This window comes from Streptomyces sp. NPDC014764, from assembly GCF_043082785.1.
Taxonomy (GTDB): Bacteria; Actinomycetota; Actinomycetes; order Streptomycetales; family Streptomycetaceae; genus Streptomyces; species Streptomyces althioticus.
Map to the genome: position 1 here is coordinate 37,167 of NZ_JBIBXY010000023.1, position 18,783 is coordinate 55,949.

An 18,783-nucleotide genomic window follows, 5' to 3' on the forward strand; every position below is an offset into this window, starting at 1 on the left:
ACGTAGCGAGATCGGCAAGTTTTCTTGGAGGTGATGACTTGCCGTGGCACGATCGATGTGTGGACGACCTTACGACCGTTGCTGAAGCTGCCACCGTCCTCGAGCTGGGGACTGCAGCTCTGAGGGACATGCTCGGTGAGGACTGGGAGGTCACTGTCCAGCCCGAGCAAGCCACGGCACCGCACACAGGGGACCCCGGCTGGGACGCGGTCGTCCGTCTCACCTCGCGACACGACAGCATGTTCACCGAGCTCCTGGTCGACGTCCGTACGCGCGTGACCCCCAAGGACGCCGCCGGGCACATCGCCTCGACAGCCATGCTCGTGCGCCGGGTTAACCACTACACGCGCCTAATGGTGTTCGCGCCGTGGATCAGCCCAAGGACTCAGGAAGAGCTGCGCCGCCGGGAGATCGCCTACCTTGACCTGACGGGGAACGTGTCCTTGCGCGTCACCAGGCCGGCCATCATTGTCCACACCCAGGGCGCCGAGCGGGCCCCCTCCAGCCATCGGCCTTCCAACAGCAAGCCCATGCTGACGGGCCCGCGAGCCGGCCGGCTGGTACGCCTCCTCGCGGACGTGAAGCCCCCCTACCGGGCCACCGACCTCGCCAAGAGCGCCGGCCTCAGCGTTCCCTACGTGTCCAAACTGCTGGACTCCCTCGAGGACCAGCTGCTCATCGAACGCAACGGCAAGGTCATCGTCCACGTCGACTGGCAGCAGCTGCTCCGCACCCGCGCTAGCAGCCTGGACCTGATGCACCACACGCACCCGCTCGGCATGATCGCACCGATGGGCGTCCAGGCGGTCATCGACCGGCTGGACAAGCTCGACGGTTACGTTGCGGACCACGAGGTTCTCGTCACCGGGTCGTACGCGGCCCGCACTGTCGCCCCGGTCGCCGTAGGCGGACAGCTCATGCTCTACACAGCCCCTGACGATGCAGCAAATACGCGTATCGCGAAGCACCTCGGCCTGCTGCCTGTGTCCGAAGGCGCCGACGTCCTGCTTCTTGCTCCTTGGGACCTGAGCGTGTGGCACCGCCCAGTCAGATTCGACCGGTACTGGCAGGTCGGACTCAGCCAGCTCGTCCTTGACTGCTTGTCCGGACCGGGACGCATGCCGGCAGAGGGCGAGAAGGTGCTCGAGTACATGGCCGAGAAGGAAGGAACTTGGCGCCTGAGCGGCCTCGAGGAAGCAGGCCGTCACAGAGCACCGCATAACGGCGCAGGAGATCCGTCACTGTTCTAGGATCGCCCCACTAGCAAGGGGGCGGGATGTCTCAGACACCGACGGGCGTCGACGAGGACGCACTCAACCAGGCTGCTCGCGGTGCCCTGTTGGACGCCTTGGTCGCTCTGGAGAAGCACCGTGAAGCCACGACCGTCGTGGGGGCCCAGGCTGTCTACCTCCGCACCCAGAACGCCACCATCCGCAGCGCCCCCTACACCGCCGACGGCGACATCAGCATCGATCCGCAGCGCCTGGGCGAAGACCCACTCATCGAGCAGGCCATGCGCAACGCCGGATTCAACCTCAGAGACCACCAGTCCGGTCTGTGGGAGAGGCCTCAGCAGGTCGGCAGCCTCACCGTCCCGGTTGAGGTCGATCTGCTTGTGCCGCACCAGTTGGCACCGCGCCCTAACACCAGACGGCGTACGCAGCTGCCGCCCCACAACGAATGGGCGACCAAGAAAGTCGCCGGTCTAGAAGTCGCAGCCGTGGACCGCTCGATCATGGCCGTCACCAGTCTCACCCCCGGTGATTCCCGGCAGATTGAAGCCTACGTCGCCGGCCCCGCAGCCCTGCTCGTCGCCAAAGCCATCAAGATCCATGAACGCATCAAGGACGCCACGAGACGCCCGGATCGGCTGAGCAACAAAGACGCCGGCGACGTCTACCGCATCATGACCACCACCCCGGCTGACGAACTCGCCCAGACCTTCGCAGAACTGAGCGCCGACCCCCGGGTCGGCGACACGGCACGGCACGGCCTGGAACTCCTACGCGCCCTCTTTGGCGCGGCCGCCACCCCTGGAACGGACCTCGCCGTCCAAGCGCTCGCTGGTGACGTACCCGCAGACCGCATCCGTGGTCTTGCGCCTGCCTTTGTTAGTGCCCTGCACCCTTAACCGTTGTCCAGCACCGGACACTCCTCTTAACCAACCCGATTGTGAAGTCCGGGGGGAAACTCTCAGAGGCCGGTTCGTCACACTGTACGTACATGCCGGTCACGCGTTGCAGGCGCCGGGCGTACTCGGCAGCCACGGCTTCGGCTGCGTCCTCATGGCCGCTCGCGTCGGTGAAGTACTCTCCCGCCACCAGGGGCCGCCGCAGACGGCGTCGAAGCGTTCCAGGGATTTCTCGTTGCCCCTCGGGGAGCGCACGTGGCCGCCCAGGCGGCGCACGGCCATCATGCTGAAGTTCATCAGCAGTTCGGTCGCCGGGCGGCGCTGGGGCCGCTGCCGGGCCAGCACGTCGACCAGCCGGTCGCGGGGCAGGCACAGTCCGCACGGGTCGAGGAACAGGAACAGCGGCACGCCAGCCGCGCGGCGGACTACGTCATTGAGGACGTCGTCGACCTCCCCGCGGTGCGCTCGAGCGTCCACGCCGCGGGCTGTGTAGCCGCGCAGAACCTGCTGTAACCGGTCGAACGACTTGGCCTGCTGTTCGACGAAGAAGCAGGACAGGTGCAGGCCGCGGGATCGGTAGTAGGAGGCGACCCGCAATGCTATCTCCGCGGATCCCGGCTCGCCGCTTTCGTAGCGGCCCTCGCCGGCGTAGCCATCGAGGTACACGACACGACGGTCCTGGGATTGTGTGCTGGTCATGCCGCCGAACGGCGGGATATAGCGCCGCAGCAGCTCGTGCTTGAACACGCTCGGCAGCGCCTTGCCCTGCCAATAGCTGCCGCCCGTCCCGCTCGACATAGCCGCCCCCAGGTCGTCCGCCCCTCAACCGCTTCCCCGTTACAGAGAGTGAGGCACCAGCCCCTGACCCGCAAGACCCCCTATCCCGCCAGTGCGACGCCGTGGAGGCGGCGATCGACCACCAGCTGGTGCTGGCCGGCCGAGTGTGAGAAACGGCCAGGGGGCGCACCGGAGGGCCGTGCGCCGGTATGCGGCTGGCGCACGCCAGGTGGAACAGAAGGTGTGACGTAGAACACAATCACGATACGCGCAGCCGTTCACGCTCTCCCTCAGGCGGGTTAGGCCAGGTCAGAAGGCTACAGAGGGTGACTAGCGGCGCTTGTTGAATGTTGCACAGCGCGGTAACTCCGGAACGGTCGGTGATTTCATGCGGGCGGGCATGAGTGATCGGCGGCGCGAATCACTTAGGTAGGAGCAGGCCCAACGGCCGGTCGGCGCACGCGACTTGGCGCCGGGTCCCTGAGGAATCTCAATGGAGAGGATCTACGCCCATGTCCCCTGTTGACGGGAGGCGCGTGTGAGCCACGACGACGCCCAGGAGGACCCCCCTCCGCAGCAGTACGGACTGGGACTGTCCCAGTCCATGTACGCCCCGCTGGACCTCCCGCTGGACTTCGAGGCCTTCTACCTGTGCCACCAGGAGGCCTTCCACGCCTACGCGGAGCTCCACTTCGGCACCCGCGCGGTCGCCGAAGAGGTCATACATGAGGTGTTCCTGGAGATCCACGCCGGCTGGATGGAGCTGCTGAGCGCGGGGAACCTCGAGCAGGGCGCGTGGGCGATCGTGCGACGGGCCGTGCACGATCGGCTGGAGATGGAGGGGCGAGCGCCGGCATTCATCATCAACGGGCCAATCGCGCAGGCCTTGGCCGCCACCAAGGACAAGCTCCAGACGATGCAGTCCACGACCGGCCTGTACGAAGCGATCGCGGAGCTGCCCAACCGGCAGTTTGAGGTGATCGTGCTGCGATACCTCCTGGGCTACCCCACCACCAAGGTCGCCTGGTTCATGGGCATCGACGACCGTACCGTCGGCCACCACCTGCGCCGCGGCAAGGAACGTCTGCGCATCAAGCTGGGCCTGCCCGACGACCGCAAGAAGCCGAAGCAGAAGGGGGAAGGACCGTGACCACCGCCATCGACACCCTCCTGGCCCACGCACAGATCCCCGTCTCCACGCGGCAGGGCTTCGACGTCAGCGCAGCCCTGCGCCGACTCGCCGCCGACGCCTCCCGCCGGACACCGACCGCGCAGATCGAACGCGCCGCCCAGGCCGGACAGCGTCTGGGCGTGGTGTGCCGGTGGGTGCTCAACGAGCCGGACGCCGCCGCCCACCTGGACAAGATCGCCGACGGGCCGGGCCGTGGACCGCTGACGGAAGAGCAGATGGACGTCGACGGCGCGCTCGTCTTCGCCTGCCTGCTGTACCTGACCGGGCACCAGGAATCCGCGCAGTTCTGGTGGCAGCTCGCTGCCGGTGCCGGCAGTCGTGCCGCCGCCTACTGCCTGCACCTGCACCACCTGTGCCTGGGCGAATCGAAGCGGGCCCGGCACTGGTTTCACCAGCTCACCCACTCCATGGCCGACACCGCGCCGCCCGACGCCGCCTTCCTCGAGGGGCTGGAGATCTTCGCCCGGTACGTGCGCGCCCACGGCTCCCGCGCACTCGCTCCTACCAACCGTCTGGAAAGTGAGGTCGACCGGTTCGTCGCCCGCGCTCCTGGCTCTTCGGTCATTGTGGCCCGGCCCGACCGCCAACTGGTCGACCGGCTGCAGGAGTTCGCTGCACACCGCTGACACCCGAGAACCGGGAGAGAACAGCAGGGGAGCCCCCTGGCCGTTCCCAGGCCACCGGCCAGGAGGCTCCCCACACCGACGCCATCACGAAAGGGACGTCTGCCATGAACCCTAGCCCCCACAAGGTCCGCACGGGCCGGGAACGGTTCACCGTAGCCCTGCACTGGATCACCCACCGACGGCGCGTCGCCCTGGCGCATCTGCTGCGCGGCGCCTGCTACGGCGTCGGAACGGGGGTGATCGGCCTCGCCTTCGTCTGGATGGAGCGACTGATCTGACCCATCCCGAACGTCGGTGAAAGCATGGATGCCCAGACCGCGTGGGTAATGGGGCGCCTGGCCCGCCACCCCGAGGAGCACGGCTTCGCCATGTCCCACCTGGACGACGAACGCCGCGCTGCGGAGTGAGCGGAACGCCGGTCAGATCGGCTGCTACGGGGTGCGGTAGCGGTCGTGGAGGATCTTGACCGTGTCGGTCCACGCGCTGTCGGCCTGCTGATGCAGATGGTGGCCGGCATGGTCGGCCAGCCGCCGGTAGATCGGGTGCATGGTTCCTGCCTCGGTGGTGATCAGGGCGGTGAGCAGAGCTGGACGCTGAGGCTTCGGGCTGCGGGGCCGAGCGGTGGGCTTGACCCGCCGAAGCACTTGCTCCTGATCAGGTTCCGGCAGGTCCCCCAGGCCTTTGACCTGGGCGCACAGATCAGTGAGGGGCACGGTCTTCCCCAGCCGGGCTGCATGCTCCAGGACGTCCCGGACGGCGTCGGCAAGGCCAGCTGCGTCGAAGCGCACTGAGTGCGGAGCCGTAGGAGGAATGTGCGGCGCCCGGGGACGCGCCGGCGACTGAGGGGCACGCGGCACGGGTGCGGACTCCGTCGGAGCGGTCTGCCATGCCTGGACCTGGGAGCGCTGGGTATCGGTGAGCCAGGCAGAAGCCTGTTCTGCGGCCTGGGCAAGCTGGCGACGCTGGGCAGGTGTGATGATCGGAAACCCGAGGCGCTTCCGCTCCGCGAGGTCGCCCAGCAGTCGCTGGACTTTCTGCAGGGCCTTGCGCTCCTGAAAAGTCGGTTCGCGGGGGGTGGGCAGGCCGACCGCCCGTTCCAGCCTCAGCAGCGCGTCTACTGCTTCCCTGATCAGGCCGTTCTCTTCGGCGGTTGCCCCACCGTGTGTCGCCTCTTCCGCCCGGTCCAACCAGCGGCGAATCTCCGTGCGGCTGCGCCCGTCATTGACCGCCCGCTCGAGGGCCGCCATGACGTCCGCACGGTCGGGCGAAGGGGTGCCCCGCATCTCATCGCTGGTTGCACGTACGGTCGATCGGGTCTGCTGAGGCGTGGCCTGGGGGGTCTGCACGCCGATGGGCCGCCGCGTGGTACGCAGTCGCCGGACTTCTTCGACCGCGGGAGTGGTCAGTCCCGCGTCGGTGAACTCCACCTCGTGCAGGTCGAACCACTCGGTGGTGCCGCCGTGGCGTTCGGTTCCGACCTGGATGCGGCGGCGGGTGCCGTCGGGGATGAGCTGGATGCGGTTGACGTATCCCTGCCGCAGCAGCACGCCCGGGTCGGATGCGATCTCGGGACCGAGTACCAGCTGAGCGGAGTCCTCTTCCGCAGGTGCGGGTGAGTCGGCAGGCTCGGAGAGCAGGACCCGCAGACTGGCCTGCCCAGCGGGGGTGAAGAGGACTTCCGGGCCGATCGAACCGTCTGCCTCGCGCGGGATGGTGGCTGTGGCGGTGATGTCCTGTTGCGCCATCCAGGCCAGCAGACCGTGCTTGATGTACAGGTGGTCCGCGCTGGAAACCCCGGATGCCTTGCGGGCGCAGGTGGAGGTGTGCTCGGGATTGGGCCCGTGCGCGAAGTGGCAGGCGCGGTCGGTGTACAGCTTGGTGAAGAGCTGGTGGCCGCACCCGCCCAGCCACGTCCCGCACCAGTAGGTCTGGTTGGCGTGGCGGATCCGAAAGTCGTCGAGCTCTATCGCTTCCATCGGAAGGACCACGGGGAGCTCGGAATCGGGGTTGCCGATCACTGCGGTCTGCACGCGGCGTTTGTCCAGGGCCATGCAACCTCCAGCCGTACTGGAGACGAGATCCGCCTCCGGTCGGCACCCGGCCACACTGCCGGGCACCCAACTGATTGACAGTACCCCCCGCCACTGACAACGCTGGAGCCGCTAAGCATGGTGTTCGGCCCGACAGTCTCCCCTGTCGAGGTAAGGGCCTCGGCTGTCGGTGCCACGCCGTAGCGTGCGCCCATGAGGTACACGTTCACGCCGCCGGTTCCGGCGGCACAGATCCGGCAGCTACCCACCCGAGACGTTGCGATCCTTCTCCTGCAGCACCTCGCCGGCGGAACCGGCTTCCTGCAGTACGCAGGAACGATGGGTTCGGCCCGCCAGGCGTTCCAGGACGAACCGGACGCCGAGAACCTCGTCGACCGCCTCTCCGATGCCTGGGCCTGGCTGGAGGCACACGCGCTACTGTCTCGGGTGCCCAGTCAGTCGGAGGGTTTCCGTCAGCTGTCCCGCGACGGCAGGAACCTGGCGGAGGATCCCGAGGGCACCATGCGGTTCGAAGCGCACCAGCGGCTGTCCGGCCCGCTCCATCCGGCTCTGGAAGACACGGTGCGCACCAACTTCGACCTGGGCGACTACGAGACCGCGTGCTTCGCCGCGATGAAGGCGGTGGAAGTCGCCGTCCGGAACGCGTCCGGCCTCGACAACTCCCTGGTCGGCGTACCGCTGATGCGCAAGGCGTTCCAGCCGCACCAAAACGGCAGGGTTGGCGGCCCGCTCGCCGACGCCGGAGCCGAAGGCGGTGAGCAGGACGCCGCCTCCTCGCTGTTCGCCGGCGCCATGGGCGCGTACAAGAACCCCGCCAGCCACCGCACCGTCGACTTCGACGACCCCATCGAGGCAGCCGAGATCATCCAGTTCGCCGACCTGCTGCTGCGGCAGGTCGAACGCGCCAAGCGCCGTCAGGCCGCCACGGCAACGTAGAAAAGGGGGCGGGTGCGGGCCTGGGATGAACCGGGGCAGGGCGCGTGGCGGAGCGAGCGGATCAGGCCGACGGAAGTGAACACTGTCCTGCGTGAGTCGAGCAGTGTCGCCGGTTGTCCGTGAACGCGCCCGAAGCCGAAGCGCCGGACCGTGACGGCCGGGACCGACCGGGTTCGCCGCCGTGCTCCAGGGCCTGATGGCCGACCAGGCCTGGGACGCCCCGGCCGCCGGCGGAACCGTCCTGGACCGCTGGCCCGACATCGCGGCCGCCATCGCCCCGCAGCTTCCCGACCACGTCCAGGCCGTCGCCTTCCACCCGGAGACCGGCCAGCTGGACCTGCGCCCCGACTCCCCGGCCTACGCCACCCAGCTCCGCCTGATCAGCGCCCGCATCGTCGCCGCGGCCAACGAGTCGGCCGGCACCGACGCCGTGCGCAGCGTCCGGGTCCTGGCCGTCGGCGCCGCCCCAGGCTCCCGGCCCGCCGCACCGACTCCGGTCACCGCACCGGACGCTCCTCCGGCCCCGGTGAAGACGCGCGAGATGGCCTCGCCGGGCTTCCACCAGGCCCTCGCCGCGCACCAGGCCGTCGCGCCTCCCAGCCGTATCGACCCCTCGATCGCGGAGGCAGTGGAGCGGCAGACCGCGGCGATGCGGGCGCTCAGCCTCCAGGCCTTCCCGGAGCCGGAGCCGGTGGCCGATGACCAGCCGGCCCCGATCGAGCAGGCCCGCATCGAGCGCCGCCGCCAGGCCGACGTCTCCCACGCCGCAGCCCTGCGCCGGGCCTGTACGGAGCGCGCGGCGAGGGAGGCCGGGACGGCGGCCGCGGTCCCGCAGCCGACGACGCTGGGCAGGACCGCGTGAGCTCGAGGCGTCAGGGGCGGCGGGCGAGGACGTCGTCGATGCGGGAGGCGCTGGCGACCCACGTTGCGGCGGCCGGCGCTATGAAGCCGAGCACGGTCTGGATGTCATCCCGGCGGGCTTCGACGGCCAGGTGCCAGATCCCCTCGTGGTGAGCGATGCGGTTGCGGAACTGGTGCAGCCGTTTGACCGGGTCCTCCACCGTGGTCAGGGCACGGTTGGGGGCGTAGGGGAAGGCACCCGCGAGGTCGGGCCACAGGTTGGTCTTGTACTGGCGGGCCAGCAGGAAGCGCCAGAAGCCGAAGCTCAGCTCCGCGATGACCTTCCCGCGCGGCGTGGTCGCAGCACCGCCCCGCCCAGCGCGCTCTTGGGCCTGGGCGATGTCGCCGCGGGCCTTGCCGCTGAGGGGGACCTGCCTGTCGATGTACCACTCGGTGGTCCGGCCCCGGCGCTGCTGGCGGGCAACGAGCCGTGCGTCCAGCGCGTTGCGCAGCATGATCTCCAGGTGCCCGAGCGGTTCGAAGAACGCCGCGGCGAGGTCGCTGTTCCACCGGTACAGCGCGAGCGCGGCGGTGGAGTCACCAGCGCAGGCGGCCAGGTAGGGGTTCAGCCGGTCGGGGCTGATCAGCTCGATGACGGCCTTGTCGTCGGGCGGCTCGATGCTGGTGGGCGGCGTGCTGTGCATGGTGGGGCAATCGTAGGTACACTGGGCGACGAAGACCCTGGAATCGTCCCTGGTAGCCCTCGAAAGAAGGCAGGCCATACCCCCAGGGTTCAGACGTCAGTCGAGGGCCGCACGGTTTGACCGTGCGGCCCTCGCGCTTTCCAGCCCGTGACGACGGCCGCCCGGACCGATCCGGGCGGCCGTCGTCCGCTTCTCGGTGAGATGCCGGTCAGTCGCCGGCCTCGTGGGGGAGACCGTCGTCCAGGACGATGCGGATGGTCTCGCCTTGTCCGGTGACGCCGGTGAGTTCGGCCGCGATGCGGTTGTAGGTCGTCATGGCCAGTGCCCAGTCGCCCTGCAGCGGGGTGGCGGTGGAGCGGTCCACAGCTCGATGAGCAGGGCGATGAGGGAGCGTCCGGACAGGACGGTCTGGACGCGGCCCTCCTTGATGTCCTCAACCGAGGGCGGGGTGCGGAAGTGGCTGTGGTCGACGGCCAGGGCGGCGAGCCACTCCCAGGTGTCGCGGTGCGCGATCAGTTCGGAGGAGGCCACACCGGCGGCCTTCAGCAGCAGGACGCCGTGGGCGACCTGCGGGTCCTCCGCGTCGGCGGAGGCCTGCGGCGCGGTGGCAGAGGGCTGGCCAGCCGAGAGGCCGGTGCCCTGGTAGGCGGCCTCGATGGCGCGCTTCAGCGCGAGGTCCTGGTCCTCGCCGGACTCGGGCTGCGGCCGGTGCCCGGTGTTCTCCATGGTTCCCCCCTGGGAGTCGGTGTGGTTTGAGACGGACGGATGACCTTCGGCGTCGGCGGACGAGCCGTGGCCGGCCTCGGGTTCGGGCGGCTGCGCGGTCCCCTCGGGATGGGTCTGCGTGCCGAGGTCCAGGAGCTGCCGGAGCTCGCCTCGCGTCTCGTTCAGGTCGCTGATCATCCGGTCCTGTCGGCGGCGGACCTCCCGGTTCTCCTCACGCAGTCCGGTGACGCCCGCCTGGAGCTGTTCCAGGATCTTCAGGCGGCTCTGCGTGACGTCACCGTGCAGTGCGGTCAGCCCGACTGTCGGGTCATCGAGACGTGCGAGTTGCTGTCGTATCGCCTCCAGTTCCTTCATGGCGTCGCCGAACGCGTCTTTCCACCCCACGTGGCCACCTGATTACTCCGAGCATGCGACCGCCCATATCTCCCCACCGGGACCTGGGGTGACGCGACGGTTTCCAGCCCTTCCCTGGCCAGGACCATCCTTACCCCCCTTCGCGCGCCGTTCGTACGCGATTCGTACGGATAATGCACGCCATCCGTACGGTTCGTGGGGTAGGATGTCGGTCAGGAGGTGTTCCATGTCCGAGTTGTTCGACGCGGTCGACGCGCTGGTCGCGTCCCGCTCGCCGCTGCCGCCGGCGGAGGAGCGCAAGCGGCTGCGGGTCGCGCACGGCCTGACGCTGGACGAAGTCGCCGCTGCGCTGAAGGTGCGCCGGGCCACGGTGTCCGGCTGGGAGTCGGTGAAGAAGCCGACCGAGCCGCGCGGCCCGGAGCGCGAGGCGTACGCCCGGCTGCTGCGGCAGCTCGCGGAGCTCTACCCGGCACCCGCAACGCCGCAAGAGCCGGCTGCCCCGATGCCCGCCACGTTCACTGGCGCGCCCGACCCGGCAGGCGAAATGCCAGAGGTTCCGGACGCTGCGATCGAAGAGATCGTCAACCCCCTCTACCCCACTCCTGGCGCGCCCCGCCCGGCGGGCTTCGCCGACCCGGCGGAAGCGCGGACTCTGTCCACAGGGGAGGCGTCCGAGGCTGCGGCCATGACTGCAACCGAGAACACCCAGACCCCTTCCCCTGTCGCCGCTGCTCCGGCGGCCGCGCCGCGTCCGGCGCGCACCACCAGGACGTCGTCGACGTCGCGCCGCCCGGGTGCCGAGAAGGCGGCCCCGGCCGGCACCCCGGCGGGCGGCACCGACCCCCGCTTCGCCAACGGACCGCTCGCGGTCGTCGACGTCGAGGACGGGAAGGTGCTGGCGTACTGCACCGGCGGCCTGGTCCTGGACGTGCCCGCCAAGTCCCTGCCGTCCCTGGTGGAGTGGACGCTCAAGGAGGCGAAGCTCGGTCAGCCGAAGCTCGCCGGGCCGGGCAAGGACGCCGACCCGCTGCTCGTGCTCACCGAGGCCGCCCTCGAGCGCTACGGCCTGCCCGTCACCCTCACTGACGAGGAGAAGCACGCTGGGCGGATCCCGGAGGGCCACAAGGTCGTCAAGCAGTTGGCCCGCGCGGAGTGGAAGCTGACGAAGAGGGGCTTCAGCCCGTGGGCGAGGATCTACCGCCCCGCCACCGGCTCGGAGCGGGCCTGCGTCCAGCTCTGCATCCCCTCCTGGAACGCGCTCGACTCCCGGCACTGGGGCGAGGCCGGGCAGCTGCCGCCGGCGGAGCTCGCCCGCGTCCTGGGCGTGTACGCCTCGCGGGTGATGACGCCGCGCGGCTCCACGGCCGTGACCGGGCTGGAGCTGATGACCGCGCTGCACCCTCCGACGCGCGCCTCCGAGCCGGACGCCGACGGCCGCCGGCACTCCGAGCACAACCCCGGCTCGCTGGGCAAGGACGCCATCGACCCGATGAACTGGCCGCCGTGCGAGGTCCCTGACGGCCACCCGGTCCTCAAGGACCTGCCCCGATTCCACGTGCGCGGCCCCGGCGAGAAGCTGTTCGAGGAGGCATACGACTGGGCGCGGCCGATGACCGATGCCGAGTGCACCCTTCGCCACCTGGTCGGCATCGACGTCAACATGGCCTTCGCCGCCGGCGCGAACGGGCTGAACGTCGGCCTCGGGGAGGCGACGCACGTCACGAACCCCGTGTTCGACCCGAAGCTGCCCGGCTCGTGGCTGGTCGACCTCTCCCACGTCGACCTGTCGCGGGTGAAGGTCGGCAAGGAGTGGGTGGAGCTGGACGGCTCCCTGCTGCCCTCTCCGTTCACGCCGAAGGGTGAGCGCCCGACCGGGCCGGCCTGGTACGCGACGCCCACCGTGGCGTACGCGGTAGAGCTCGGCTACGAGGTGCGGCCGATCGAGGCGTGGGTCCGGTACGACAACGGCCGCTACCTGGACGGCTGGTACAACCGGCTGCGCGACGCCTACCTGGCCACGATGGCCGACCTCGGCGTCAACGCGGACATGGAGCCGGCCGACTTCCTCGCGGCGATGGACGGCTACAAGGAGCGCGACCCCGAGCTGGCCATCGTCATCTCGGCGATCAAGGCGACCGTCAAGGGCGGCCTGGGCAAGCTCCGCGAGCGGCCCCGCGGTGAGGGCTGGCGGCCGGGTGAGCCGTGGCGGGCACTGTCCCGTCCGACGTGGCGGCCGGACATCCGCGCGGCGGTCATCTCCCGCACCCGGATCAACCTGCACCGGAAGATCGTCAAGCACGCGGCGTTCACCGGGCAGTACCCCATCGCGATCCTGTCCGACTGCGTCGTCTACGCGTCCAACGGCACCAGCCCGCTGGACTTCCTGCCCTACCGGGACGGCAAACCGCTGCCCGGCGGCTTCAAGCTCGGCATCAACCCGGGCCTGGTCAAGCACGAGGGCACCCAGACCGTCCTGTGGGGCGAGGAAGTCCGCGAGCGGTTCAACGCCCCGGAGCTCAACCTCGCCCGCTACATCAAGGACGGCACCGTCACCGACGTCGACAACGGAGAGTAGGAGAGGGCCACGATGACCCTGTTCGGGGACGGCCTGGAAGCCGCAGTGCAGAAGGCATTCACCCGCCCGGCGCCCAAGAGCGCGGGCGCGCAGATGCGGTACCTGGTCAAGCAGCTCAAGACCACCAAGGCGGTCGCCCAGATGCTGCGCATCTCCCAGCGCACCGTCGAACGGTACGTGAAGGACCAGATCAAGAAGCCCCGCCGCGACCTCGCCGCGCGCCTGGAGCGCGAGGTGAAGAAGCGGTGGCAGCCGCAGATCCGGGCCAAGGCCCGGCAGAAGGCGGCCACCACCGGTGGCATCGTTATCGACACCCGCGCCCGCATGGGTTACACCGCGCCGATCGGGTCGACGGATGAAGACCGTATTCGGCACCTGACCGTCGCCCTGCCCCCGCAGTACGCGGCCCGCCTATTCGAGGCCCAGGAGACCGGCGCTAGCGAGCGCGAGCTCCAGCAGATCGCGGCCGAAGGGCTCAAGGAGGTGTACTTCCAGGACGGCGGTAGCCGCGCCGGTTCCCTGGAGGAGGTCCGGTTCACGGACATCGAGCACCTGGAGTTCGACCTGTAAGAGGCCGAAGATTGGTGGACGGGCCCATCTAAAGGGTGTTGCAGAAGGCCGTGATCTCGCAGGCTGAAGCGGCTTTCGGGCCTGTGCGGTCATGCGGCGAGGGTGAGGTTGTGCATGCGGGCCACGGCCTGGACGGCGTGGTGAAGGCCGTTGCCGCGTTGCCGGCAGTCGCGGAGGATCTTGTAGTTCTTCATCCGGGAGAAGGTGTGCTCGACGCGGGCGCGGACCTTGCGATGCTGCGCGTTGTCTTCTTCCTCGCCCTTGAGCAGGGGTCGTCCGGGGCGTTTGCGGTGCGGGACGATCAGTCCGGTGTTGATGTAGGCGCCGTCTCCGAGGACCGTCACTCCTTCGCAGTGCTGGGCCAGGCCGGAGTCCCGCCAGGCTTTCGCGTCCGCGGTGTTGCCGGGCACCGGACGGGCGGTTGCCACCACCAGGCGGGACTCAGCATCGACGATGACCTGCACGTTCGCCGAGAACCGGTAGTTTCGTGAGGACGCGCCGACCGTGCGGTCGCGGACCGGGACGAGGGTGCCGTCCACGATCCACAGCCGCTCGGCGGCGTCGGCAGGGGTCCGAGCCGGCTCGAGTGCGAGCAGCGGGCCGAGCCTTTGGATCACCCGGCACACCGTCGCGGGTGAGACGCCGAACAGCGGGGCGAGCTGCCGCATGGTGAGGTTCGTGCGGTAGTACACGGCCACCAGCAGCACCCGCTCGGCCAAAGGCAACCGCCACGGGCGACCCCAGCCGCAACCCTCGCCACCGCGCTCCCGGACCGCTTTCAGCAACCGGCCGAACTGATCCATCCGCAGACCGGTGAACGTCTCCACCCACACCCGCTCGGCCCTCAACACCCCAGCCATGCAAAGGAGATGCCCAGTTCACGGCCTTCTGCAACACCCTTTACGCTCCGTCCCGTTACCGCACACGGACCGGTTGTCGGAGGCTGCGGATAGTGTGCCCAGCTGCGGCGGTGTCCCAAGTAGAGAGGACCGCGAACGTGGCGAGCGAGAGCAGCATCCTGCGGGCAGCGTGGGTGCCCGATGACGACCCTGAGCGGGATTGGGCGATCGCAGCCGATCTGGCCGTCGATTGGGTTCGGCAGGAATGTGCTGAGCAGGGCGCTGTCGGCGTGCTCGTGCTCAACGCCTTCGGGGTGGAACAGCAGATCCCGTCCCTGCGGCGTTTCGCAGCGGAGCACACTGTCACTACACCGCGTGCCTCCCGCGACCGTGTCGGCCGTGGCCGGGGGCCCGTTCTGGCATACGTTCCGGACGAGAGGACCCTCGACTTTGCCGCGGACCTGGCACGTGGGTCCTCGCTGGCCATTGTGGAGAGCGTCCACGGCTTCCCGCTCGAAGGCTGGGCGCGCCAGCTCGGCGCCATTGACCTCACCCGGCCCGAGAAGCGGCCCGAGCCGATCGATTCGGAGCTGGCTGAAGCCATCGACCGGTTGGACTTCTACAAGAACAACGGCTTCGGTGACCAGTTCGGCAAGCAACAAGCTCAGCGCATTCTGCAGAACCTGCGCGGCGCGGGGCTGCTGGAGCGGGACGTGATCCTGGGAGCTCTAGCAGCCCGAGGTGCCTCCGATCGTGCGGTGCGGAACCTCGGCAAACTGATAGCCGCGCTGGATCGCCGCTGAGTCCGCCAACAGCCCGATTCACTGCCTCGCCATCTGACATGAAGCCCTGCGGTCCGGGGCGTGGGCGTTTCCGTGCGGCCGTCCCGCTCAGAACCGGTGACAGCTGGTGCGCCGCATGCTGAGCGCTGTGCGGCGAGCAGGCCGTCGTCCGCCCTTCAAAACCCTCGGTACATGGCAATCAGGTGGCACTACGGTTCGCTTTATGTTCGGAAGACGTAAGAAGCAGTGTGATCCGCTGGTGGCAGATGCCCAGCGATCGATCGGGGATGCCCTCGTTGAGGGCATCCCCGATCATCTGGAAATTCCCCTGCGCCGCTGGGTCATGGAGATCCTCCTAGCGGACGAGGAGAACGCCGAGAAAGTTGCCCTACATCTGAGGCTGCGCGTCGACACCGGCCCGCATGAGTACTCGCCGGCCAAGTTTCTAGCTAGCCGCACCACCGACAAGCAGCTACTCGACGTCATCGACACGATGCTGCGCTTCAGCGCACCGCCCGAGCCTGAACCTGGCAGCCCGCGGGCCTACAGGTTCGACATGAGCGGCTACGTGGACGGCAGCGCCGACCGGAACAGGGCTATCGCCTACCTTCAGGACCTGCTGACGTTCGGGGGCTCTGCGTACCGCGTGAATGATGCCCGTACCGGACTTGAGCTACGGGTCGACAACACGGCGCAGAAGGCCGTGGCCGGAGCGCTCGCCGCGTCGCGTACGCCAAGCAGCGGCTCGGCCGCCGACCACCTCGCGACTGCCTGGAATTGTGCCTACGGACGGGACCCGGACCCGACCAAGGCGTACAGCGAAGCGATCAAGGCGGTGGAGTCGGCCTCCCAGTCCGTCATCGAACCGAACAACGCCAAGGCGACCCTCGGATCGATGCTGGGAGTGATCAGAAATTCGCCGCAGCGATTCTCCACGGCGATTCCCGCACCCGGTCAGGAGAACGACATCGAGCTGGTGTCCGCCATGATGCAGCGGCTGTGGAAGGGTCAGACCGCCCGGCACGGCTCGCAGAACCCGACCCGGTTCGAGACCCAGCGCGAGGCCGAAATGGCCGTGCACCTGGCTGCCACCCTCGTGCAGTGGTTCGCCGCCGGCCTGGTCCAGCGAACACCGTAAGCCGGGATTCCGCAGCGGCGCCGGGCCGGGCCGCTGCGGTCGTCTTGCCCACGCCGACGGGCCCTGCCCTGACCGCACCCGATGGAAGACAGATGTCATGATCGACTTGACGGCCGCCCTCTCCCGGGAGCAGACCCTGCTCCTGACGACGATGGCCCAGCAGTACCTCATGGAGGGCCAGTGGCCCGTCTGGCAGTTCACCGTCGGCACCCTGGATCGGCATGACCTCGAGGCCGAGGAACTCATCCGCTCCCTGCCCCGTGTCGGTTCCTCCGGGCACGTGGGCCCCTCTTACGGCCTCACCACGCACAACAGCTTCCACATTACCGACGATGACCGCCCCGCCCTCACGATCGCTGCCGCCCTCCACGTCCCCGAGCTCCAGCCGTACGTGGCCGCCCCCTTCCTCCGCGTCCTCCACGTGCTGATCGCGATCCAGCGCAGCGCACCGCTGTCGACGCAGAAGGCAGCCAGGCCGCGGTTCACCCTCGCGGACATCGAGCGGGAGCTGCCCGGACTGCCCCGGGGCTTCCTGGCCCGGCTGTCCGACGTCCTGAACCATGAGCCGGCCACCTGGGGCGGCTCCAGCGGAACGGAGGACGGCGCCTGGTGGCGCGAGCTGCGCCGGGAGATCCGCCAGTACCGGGACGCCACCACCCTGCAGGAGTACGTGTGCACCACCACCCGCCTCATCACGGCACAGGCAGAATCACTCCCGGCTCCTCACCCCCTGGTGCCGCCCCCCGCGCCCGCTCCAGCCGTCGGCTCGTACGTTGCCGAAGAGCTCATTGCCGACCTGGAGGCCAAGGACACCGCCTTCCGGACGGACAAGCTGCTCGCCCTGGTCCACGAGCTCAACGCCAACTACGCCGACGAGCGCCCGTACGCGTGCCAGATGCTGCTCCGAGCGATCCTGGACCACATCCCGCCGGTCTTCGGTCAGAAGAACTTCCAGCACGTCGTCGCGCACGGGCCGTGGGGCAGGACCGAGAAGGTGTACATGAAGCAGCTCACGGAGTTCCGCACCTCCGCCGACGACGCACTGCACCGGCAGATCGGTACCCGGACCAGCCGCTTCAGCATCAGTGACCTTCCGACCCGTGCCAGCGTCAACGCCCTGCTGGAGGGCGTACTGGACCACCTCCCCGTCATCCAGCAGCAGGAGGCATAACGGCATCGGGCGGATGTCAGCCGCCGAAGCCCTGATCGAACCCGCGAAGCACGAAGTCAAGCTCGGCGGCGGCGCCGCACAGCGAGCACAGCCGGACACCTGCTGCTAAGCCACGTCCAAGGCCCGCTCCAGCGTCAGCACTGCCGTCCCGGCCGGGACCGTGGCCGCCGGCCTTCGCCATCACCCAGCCCGACAGGCGGCCCGACCCGAGAACCTGCTCCACGACCGACAGCTTCGGCAGGTACTCAGTGGGCACCTGGGGTCGTACGAGACGCCCTCCACGGACCGCACGTGCTGTGGCGAGACCGACCAGCAGCGACACCGCCACAGCCCCGGGCATCGCGGAGGTCGGCCACCGGCATTCGACCGGCAGATCTACCGCCGCCGGAACGTAGTTGAGCGCTGCTTCAACCGCCTCAAGGGCTTCCCCGGCATCGCCACCCGATATGACAAGACCGCCACCGGAGCGTCCGCCGGCTGCTGGGCAAGATCATTTTGAAAACGGGCCCAGTTCGCAGGCGTTTGCATAGTGCCCCTCGCGCAGAAGTCTTCTGTTGGTACATGCAGGTACTTACGTGCGGGTTACAACTTCAGGCCGTAGGTGCCACTGCGCGTCAATCAGACTGCTGGTCGACGACTAGACCCAGGGGGCTGAGCAGCGTGGTACCAGGGGCCTTTGCCGGCCCCTGGACCCCGCTGCCCCCGCCACTTCCCGGCGCGAATCCGTTTCGTGGTGGCCCAGGCCCGTACGCGCCGGAAAGCGGCGGGGTACGGGTGGCAGTGGGACCGAAGACTTGCACCACCTTGCGCAGTCGGTATCTGAGTCGACTGCGAACCGGCTGAATGCTCGATCGTGGGGTTCAGGTCCACTCGTCCAATGAGTTCCACAAGGTTCGACGAGGTGAGCTTGGCTTCCCGCCGAACTGACAGTGCTCGGTGGTTGCACGTGCCGGGATGTGAACGGCGGGTTCCTACTGAGGTAAGAGAGCGCAGCCGCTAATAGGCATCTGACCTGCGCAGTTACCTCGAACAACCAAGACCGGAAGAACTGGCAGGCAGTTCTTCCGGCAGCAGAGGGCGATCAGGAGACCTGAGTGAACAGATCCTGCAGCCGTGTCACACAGTCCCATGAATCGTGCACCACGATCTCACCGCCGCGGACAGCGATCCTGCGAGCGGTCACCCAGATCTGACGATCCGGGCACCACGGTCCTGCAGCCGTGGCAGATTGACGTGACGTACATGAGAGGGCAGCAATGTGGCTGGGCTGGAGGGTGCGACTCCTGAGCGCGTGAGCAGGCGACACGGCCGACAGGCTGGGCTGATTGACTCCCTGCTCATGTACGTTAAGTTCATCTGGTCGGCCTCGCA

The 18,783-nt window shown here is 68.7% G+C and carries 18 protein-coding genes and 1 pseudogene; 13 read left to right on the forward strand and 6 right to left on the reverse strand.

What is annotated here, in order from left to right; translation table 11 throughout:
- Positions 1-59: 59 nt before the first annotated feature.
- Positions 60-1,250 carry a hypothetical protein gene (locus tag ACF1AG_RS31795; protein ID WP_391810816.1) on the forward strand — a complete coding sequence of 397 codons (1,191 nt, stop codon included), beginning with the start codon at positions 60-62 and terminating at the stop codon, positions 1,248-1,250.
- Between the two features lie 26 nt (positions 1,251-1,276).
- Positions 1,277-2,131 (forward strand): hypothetical protein, encoded by an 855-nt coding sequence (locus ACF1AG_RS31800; RefSeq protein ID WP_391810817.1) that lies wholly within the window; start codon positions 1,277-1,279, stop codon positions 2,129-2,131.
- A gap of 99 nt (positions 2,132-2,230) precedes the next feature.
- On the opposite strand, the gene tcmP is transcribed toward ACF1AG_RS31800, so the two are convergent.
- Positions 2,231-2,929: a three-Cys-motif partner protein TcmP gene (gene tcmP / locus ACF1AG_RS31805; protein ID WP_391810818.1), complete on the reverse strand. Its 699-nt coding sequence runs from the start codon at positions 2,927-2,929 to the stop codon at positions 2,231-2,233.
- Positions 2,930-3,446: 517 nt separating this feature from the next.
- On the opposite strand from tcmP, the gene ACF1AG_RS31810 reads away from it, so the two are divergent.
- From ACF1AG_RS31810 to ACF1AG_RS31820, 3 genes are all read left to right on the forward strand, one after another.
- Complete coding sequence (locus tag ACF1AG_RS31810; RefSeq protein WP_391810819.1) at positions 3,447-4,058, forward strand: RNA polymerase sigma factor; 612 nt, start codon at positions 3,447-3,449, stop codon at positions 4,056-4,058.
- Entirely contained in the window at positions 4,055-4,726 is a 672-nt protein-coding gene (locus ACF1AG_RS31815) for a hypothetical protein (protein ID WP_391810820.1), read from the forward strand. Before ACF1AG_RS31810 ends, ACF1AG_RS31815 begins: the two co-directional genes overlap by 4 nt.
- 104 nt (positions 4,727-4,830) lie before the next feature.
- Complete coding sequence (locus tag ACF1AG_RS31820) at positions 4,831-5,004, forward strand: hypothetical protein (protein ID WP_391810821.1); 174 nt, start codon at positions 4,831-4,833, stop codon at positions 5,002-5,004.
- 153 nt (positions 5,005-5,157) lie between these two features.
- On the opposite strand, the gene ACF1AG_RS31825 is transcribed toward ACF1AG_RS31820, so the two are convergent.
- A complete protein-coding gene (locus tag ACF1AG_RS31825) occupies positions 5,158-6,777 on the reverse strand; it encodes a hypothetical protein (RefSeq protein ID WP_391810822.1) in 1,620 nt (539 codons plus the stop codon).
- A gap of 192 nt (positions 6,778-6,969) precedes the next feature.
- Between ACF1AG_RS31825 and ACF1AG_RS31830 the strand changes: the two genes are divergently transcribed.
- The gene (locus ACF1AG_RS31830; RefSeq protein WP_391810823.1) at positions 6,970-7,713 is read left to right on the forward strand and encodes a TIGR02391 family protein; all 744 of its coding nucleotides are present in this window, start codon (positions 6,970-6,972) and stop codon (positions 7,711-7,713) included.
- A 181-nt stretch (positions 7,714-7,894) separates the two neighbouring features.
- Positions 7,895-8,575 carry a DciA family protein gene (locus ACF1AG_RS31835; protein WP_391810824.1) on the forward strand — a complete coding sequence of 227 codons (681 nt, stop codon included), beginning with the start codon at positions 7,895-7,897 and terminating at the stop codon, positions 8,573-8,575.
- A 10-nt stretch (positions 8,576-8,585) separates the two neighbouring features.
- On the opposite strand, the gene ACF1AG_RS31840 is transcribed toward ACF1AG_RS31835, so the two are convergent.
- Both ACF1AG_RS31840 and ACF1AG_RS31845 read right to left on the reverse strand, forming a co-directional pair.
- A complete protein-coding gene (locus ACF1AG_RS31840) occupies positions 8,586-9,257 on the reverse strand; it encodes a hypothetical protein (protein ID WP_391810825.1) in 672 nt (223 codons plus the stop codon).
- 312 nt (positions 9,258-9,569) lie between these two features.
- Positions 9,570-10,367 carry a hypothetical protein gene (locus tag ACF1AG_RS31845; protein ID WP_391810826.1) on the reverse strand — a complete coding sequence of 266 codons (798 nt, stop codon included), beginning with the start codon at positions 10,365-10,367 and terminating at the stop codon, positions 9,570-9,572.
- A gap of 196 nt (positions 10,368-10,563) precedes the next feature.
- On the opposite strand from ACF1AG_RS31845, the gene tap reads away from it, so the two are divergent.
- A complete protein-coding gene (gene tap, locus ACF1AG_RS31850) occupies positions 10,564-12,912 on the forward strand; it encodes a telomere-associated protein Tap (RefSeq protein ID WP_391810827.1) in 2,349 nt (782 codons plus the stop codon).
- A gap of 12 nt (positions 12,913-12,924) precedes the next feature.
- Positions 12,925-13,482, forward strand: a complete 558-nt coding sequence (gene tpg, locus ACF1AG_RS31855; RefSeq protein WP_199208720.1) for a telomere-protecting terminal protein Tpg — start codon at positions 12,925-12,927, stop codon at positions 13,480-13,482.
- 89 nt (positions 13,483-13,571) lie between these two features.
- On the opposite strand, the gene ACF1AG_RS31860 is transcribed toward tpg, so the two are convergent.
- Positions 13,572-14,342: a transposase family protein gene (locus ACF1AG_RS31860; protein ID WP_391810828.1), complete on the reverse strand. Its 771-nt coding sequence runs from the start codon at positions 14,340-14,342 to the stop codon at positions 13,572-13,574.
- Between the two features lie 137 nt (positions 14,343-14,479).
- Between ACF1AG_RS31860 and ACF1AG_RS31865 the strand changes: the two genes are divergently transcribed.
- The 3 genes from ACF1AG_RS31865 (at position 14,480) to ACF1AG_RS31875 (ending at position 17,412) form a co-directional block, all read left to right on the forward strand.
- A complete protein-coding gene (locus ACF1AG_RS31865) occupies positions 14,480-15,124 on the forward strand; it encodes a hypothetical protein (protein ID WP_199208719.1) in 645 nt (214 codons plus the stop codon).
- Positions 15,125-15,362: 238 nt separating this feature from the next.
- Positions 15,363-16,241 carry a hypothetical protein gene (locus ACF1AG_RS31870; protein WP_199208718.1) on the forward strand — a complete coding sequence of 293 codons (879 nt, stop codon included), beginning with the start codon at positions 15,363-15,365 and terminating at the stop codon, positions 16,239-16,241.
- 97 nt (positions 16,242-16,338) lie between these two features.
- On the forward strand, positions 16,339-17,412 hold the full coding sequence (locus ACF1AG_RS31875; protein ID WP_199208717.1) for a hypothetical protein: 1,074 nt from the start codon (positions 16,339-16,341) through the stop codon (positions 17,410-17,412).
- A 16-nt stretch (positions 17,413-17,428) separates the two neighbouring features.
- Here ACF1AG_RS31875 and ACF1AG_RS31880 read toward each other — a convergent pair whose 3' ends face one another.
- A complete protein-coding gene (locus ACF1AG_RS31880) occupies positions 17,429-17,668 on the reverse strand; it encodes a hypothetical protein (RefSeq protein ID WP_391810852.1) in 240 nt (79 codons plus the stop codon).
- A 102-nt stretch (positions 17,669-17,770) separates the two neighbouring features.
- Here ACF1AG_RS31880 and ACF1AG_RS31885 point away from each other — a divergent pair.
- Positions 17,771-17,911: pseudogene (locus ACF1AG_RS31885) on the forward strand (IS5/IS1182 family transposase); the annotation flags it as partial.
- Positions 17,912-18,783: the final 872 nt, after the last annotated feature.

Bases quoted from the DNA above. Each gene is read 5' to 3' on its own strand.
- ACF1AG_RS31840 (WP_391810825.1), bottom strand. From the start codon at position 9,257: ATGCACAGCACGCCGCCCACCAGCATCGAGCCGCCCGACGACAAGGCC.
- tap (WP_391810827.1), top strand. From the start codon at position 10,564: ATGTCCGAGTTGTTCGACGCGGTCGACGCGCTGGTCGCGTCCCGCTCG.
- ACF1AG_RS31860 (WP_391810828.1), bottom strand. From the start codon at position 14,342: ATGGCTGGGGTGTTGAGGGCCGAGCGGGTGTGGGTGGAGACGTTCACC.
- ACF1AG_RS31875 (WP_199208717.1), top strand. From the start codon at position 16,339: ATGATCGACTTGACGGCCGCCCTCTCCCGGGAGCAGACCCTGCTCCTG.
- ACF1AG_RS31820 (WP_391810821.1), top strand. From the start codon at position 4,831: ATGAACCCTAGCCCCCACAAGGTCCGCACGGGCCGGGAACGGTTCACC.
- ACF1AG_RS31800 (WP_391810817.1), top strand. From the start codon at position 1,277: ATGTCTCAGACACCGACGGGCGTCGACGAGGACGCACTCAACCAGGCT.
- tcmP (WP_391810818.1), bottom strand. From the start codon at position 2,929: ATGTCGAGCGGGACGGGCGGCAGCTATTGGCAGGGCAAGGCGCTGCCG.
- ACF1AG_RS31830 (WP_391810823.1), top strand. From the start codon at position 6,970: ATGAGGTACACGTTCACGCCGCCGGTTCCGGCGGCACAGATCCGGCAG.
- tpg (WP_199208720.1), top strand. From the start codon at position 12,925: ATGACCCTGTTCGGGGACGGCCTGGAAGCCGCAGTGCAGAAGGCATTC.
- ACF1AG_RS31825 (WP_391810822.1), bottom strand. From the start codon at position 6,777: ATGGCCCTGGACAAACGCCGCGTGCAGACCGCAGTGATCGGCAACCCC.